The 3,646-nt window shown below is 65.5% G+C and carries 5 protein-coding genes; 4 read left to right on the top strand and 1 reads right to left on the bottom strand.

What is annotated here, in order from left to right:
* From DBR23_RS07055 to DBR23_RS07040, 4 genes are all read left to right on the top strand, one after another.
* A partial coding sequence (locus DBR23_RS07055; protein ID WP_146191264.1) for an adenosylhomocysteinase occupies positions 1–414 on the top strand: 414 nt, incomplete at its 5' end.
* 150 nt (positions 415–564) lie between these two features.
* Positions 565–1,551: a TlyA family RNA methyltransferase gene (locus tag DBR23_RS07050; RefSeq protein ID WP_108497769.1), complete on the top strand. Its 987-nt coding sequence runs from the start codon at positions 565–567 to the stop codon at positions 1,549–1,551.
* Entirely contained in the window at positions 1,548–2,399 is an 852-nt protein-coding gene (metF, locus tag DBR23_RS07045) for a methylenetetrahydrofolate reductase [NAD(P)H] (protein ID WP_108497768.1), read from the top strand. The genes DBR23_RS07050 and metF overlap by 4 nt, the downstream gene beginning before the upstream one ends.
* Complete coding sequence (locus DBR23_RS07040; RefSeq protein ID WP_108497767.1) at positions 2,399–2,962, top strand: septal ring lytic transglycosylase RlpA family protein; 564 nt, start codon at positions 2,399–2,401, stop codon at positions 2,960–2,962. The genes metF and DBR23_RS07040 overlap by 1 nt, the downstream gene beginning before the upstream one ends.
* A 33-nt stretch (positions 2,963–2,995) precedes the next feature.
* Here DBR23_RS07040 and rlmJ read toward each other — a convergent pair.
* A partial coding sequence (rlmJ, locus tag DBR23_RS07035; RefSeq protein WP_108497766.1) for a 23S rRNA (adenine(2030)-N(6))-methyltransferase RlmJ occupies positions 2,996–3,646 on the bottom strand: 651 nt, incomplete at its 5' end.

Raw genomic sequence — 3,646 nt, 5'->3', positions numbered from 1 at the left:
ATCGTGTGCAACATCGGTCACTTCGACAACGAGATCGATGTGGCTTCGCTGGAGAAGCTGCAGTGGGACGAGATCAAGCCCCAGGTGGACCATGTCATCTTCCCTGACGGCAAGAAGATCACGCTGCTGGCCAAGGGCCGCTTGGTGAACCTGGGTTGCGCCACTGGCCACCCCAGCTTCGTGATGAGCTCCAGTTTCGCCAACCAGACCATCGCGCAGATCGAGCTGTTCACCAAGCAGGACGAGTACCAGGCTGGCAAGGTCTATGTGCTGCCGAAGCACCTCGACGAGAAAGTGGCGCGCTTGCACCTCAAGAAGGTGGGCGCCATGCTGACCGAACTCACTGACGAGCAGGCCGCCTACATCGGCGTGTCTAAGCAAGGCCCCTACAAGGCCAACACCTACCGCTACTGATCCCTGTGCAGCGCGCCCCGGCGACGGGGCGCGCGCACGGTGGTCTGGCGCCGTTGCGCGGAGTAATGTCTGATTGCTCTTTAATTGATAGCTGCTGGCGCATGATTCACTAGCGCTACCAGCCGATTTGACTCTAAAAGGATGGGCGCGATGCGCGCAGACGTATTTTTGGTGGAGCGTGGCCACGCTGCCACGCGCTCGCAGGCCCAGCGCCTGATTGCCTCGGGCGTGCAGTGGCGCCTGTCGGCGCTGGCGCCCTGGCAGAAGGTGGTGAAGAACGGCGACGACATTCCGTCAGTGGCCGAGGTGCAGCTGCTGGACGATGCAGAAGCCAAGTACATCTCGCGCGGCGGGCTCAAGCTGGAAGGCGCGCTCAAGGCGCTGGGCCTGTCGGTGGCTGGCCTGCGGTGCCTGGATGTCGGGCAGAGCACAGGCGGCTTTACTGACTGCCTGCTGCAGCAGGGCGCTGCCCAGGTGATTGGGGTGGACGTGGGCCACGCCCAGTTGCACGACCGGCTGCGCAGCGATCTGCGTGTGGTGTGTGTGGAGGGCGTCAATGCCCGCTCGCTCACGCCCGATGCGTTGGTGCAGGCTTGTGAGATGGCCTTGTCCGAAGTCATCGTGCCCGAAGAAGACAACGAGACCCAGCCCGAGGCCCCCTACAGCTGGATGCGCAATGGCGGCTTGGTGGACGAGGCGTACGACGACAGCGACGACGCCAAGGACCAGGACATCGAGGCCTTCAAGTCCGAGCGCGCGCAGCGCGCCCAGGGAACGCTGCCGGTGGAACGCCGCCGCCGGCCCGAGTGCGCCGATGTGGACATCACGCCCAGTTTTACGCTGGTGACCGGCGACCTGTCTTTCATCTCGCTCACCCTGGTGCTGCCTGCGTTGGTGCCGTTGCTGGCGCCCCAGAGCGACCTGGTCATGCTGGTCAAGCCGCAGTTCGAGCTGCAACCCGGGCAGGTGGGCAAGGGCGGTATCGTGCGCGACGAGTCCTTGTATGCGGTGGTGGAGCAGCGCATCCGCGATTGCTGCGCCGCGTTGGGCCTGGAGGTGTTGGCGTGGATTGATAGTCCCATCCAGGGCGGCGATGGCAACCGAGAATTTTTTGTACACGCAAGGAGAGCCGCATGAATGCAGCCCACGCGCAAGGCACCGGGTTCCCGGTGAGTTTCGAGTTTTTTCCGCCCAAGACGCCTGAAGGTGCCGACAAGCTGCGCGTGGCGCGCCAGCAGCTGTATGCCCTGCACCCCGACTTCTGCTCGGTGACCTATGGCGCAGGGGGCTCCACGCAAGAAGGCACCTTCGGCACCGTGCGCGAGATCCTGTCCGAAGGCGTGGGTGCCGCCTCGCACTTTTCGTGCATCGGGGCCACGCGCCAGTCGGTGCGTGAGCAGCTGGCCACACTCAAGGCTATGGGTGTCAAGCGCCTGGTGGCTCTGCGTGGCGACCTGCCCAGCGGCTATGGCGCGGGTGGCGAGTTCCAGTACGCCAGCGATCTGGTGGCCTTCATCCGCGCCGAAACGGGCCGCGACTTCCACCTTGAAGTGGCAGCCTACCCCGAGGTGCATCCCCAGGCCAGGTCGCCTGAGGCAGACCTGCAGGCCTATGTGACCAAGGTGCGTGCGGGCGCGGACTCCGCGATCACCCAGTACTTCTACAACAGCGACGCGTATTTCCGCTTCGTCGAAGACGCTCACCAGCTAGGTGCCGACGTACCGGTGGTGCCGGGCATCATGCCGATTTCCAGCTCCACGCAGCTGATGCGGTTTTCGGATGCCTGCGGTGCCGAGATTCCGCGCTGGATCCGCCTGCGGCTGCAGGCGTTTGGGGACGACACCGCCAGCATCAAGGCGTTTGGCCTGGATGTGGTGACCGACCTGTGCGACCAGCTGCGCAGTGCCGGTGTGCCCGCGCTGCACTTTTACACCATGAACCAAAGCGCCGCGACGCTGGAGATCTGTCGCCGGCTGGGGATCTGATGGCGGGGGGCACGCAGCCTCCCGGGGCCCATCGCGGCACTGCCCTGCGGGTGCTGCTGCGGCGAGCGGTGGGTCTGTGGCTGCTGTGCAGCGCTTGCACCGCTGTTCAAGCCCAGGGGTTGCAGGCTGAGCCGGATGCGCTGGCCCCTAATCTCTTGTCCGTGCCGGGCGAGGCCATGCTGATGGATCCCCCGGCCAAACCGGAACCCAGCACTCCTGCCGGGTCGCCGCTCAGCCTGGAGGCGGATGAGGTGGGCCTTGCCTCATGGTACGGGGCGCAGTTCCACCGGCGGCGCACTGCCAGCGGGGAGCTGTTTGACATGCGAGCGCTCACGGCCGCGCACCCCACGCTGCCCTTTGGCTCACGCGTGTGTGTACGCAGCCAGGCCACAGGGCGCACGGTGATCGTGCGCATCAACGACCGTGGCCCGCACACCCGCAACCGGGTGATTGACCTGAGCCGGGGCGCCGCCGAGGCGCTGGGCATGGTGGGCCTGGGGCTCAAGCCGGTGGAGCTGTTCGCCCTGCAGGACGACGACAAGGACTGCCCGGCGGCGCCTTGACGCCAGGCTTTGAACAGGTTCTTTGGAGGCCGGTCAGCCGCCCGATTCGAGCGTGTGGGTGGCGTGTTTGTCCTGCGCCAGCAGCTCGGCCATCTGGGGCAAGGCGTCTTTGAGCGCGGCCTTCAGTGTGTAGGGCGGGTTGATAAGGAACACGCCGCTGGCGGGCAGGCCTGGGCGCTTGGTGTCGCCCGTGACCGTTTCCGTGATCTTGCTCGATTTGACTGTGAGCGTGGCGTGCAGCCAGCTTTTGCCCGCCTTGGTGGCCAGCGTTTTCAGGCGGCGGGGCAGGTCATGGGCTTCGGGGCGCGGAATGATGGGGTACCAGAATGCATAGGTACCCGTGGCAAAACGCTTGAGCGAGTCGGCTGCCATGTCGAGCACCTTGGCGTAGTCGCTCTTGATTTCATAGCTGGGATCGCACAGCACCAGGGCGCGCCGGGCCGGTGGGGGCAGGAACTTTTTGATGCCCTCAAAGCCGTCCTCGTGCAGCACGGCCACCTGGCGGCCCGCCTCCAGCTGGGCCACGTTACCGGCCAGCGCGCGCAGGTCGGTGGGGTGCAGCTCAAACAGCTTGAGCTTGTCGTGGTCGCGCAGTAGGCGCTGGGTGATAAAGGGCGATCCGGGGTACACGCGCAGCGCCTTGCCCTGGTTGAAGGCGCCCACCATGTCCACATAGGCCTGTAG

This window comes from Acidovorax sp. HMWF018 (assembly GCF_003061035.1).
Taxonomy (GTDB): domain Bacteria; phylum Pseudomonadota; class Gammaproteobacteria; order Burkholderiales; family Burkholderiaceae_C; genus Acidovorax; species Acidovorax delafieldii.
The sequence above is the reverse complement of the archived record's forward strand: the minus strand, read 5'-3'. Positions and strand labels throughout refer to the sequence as shown.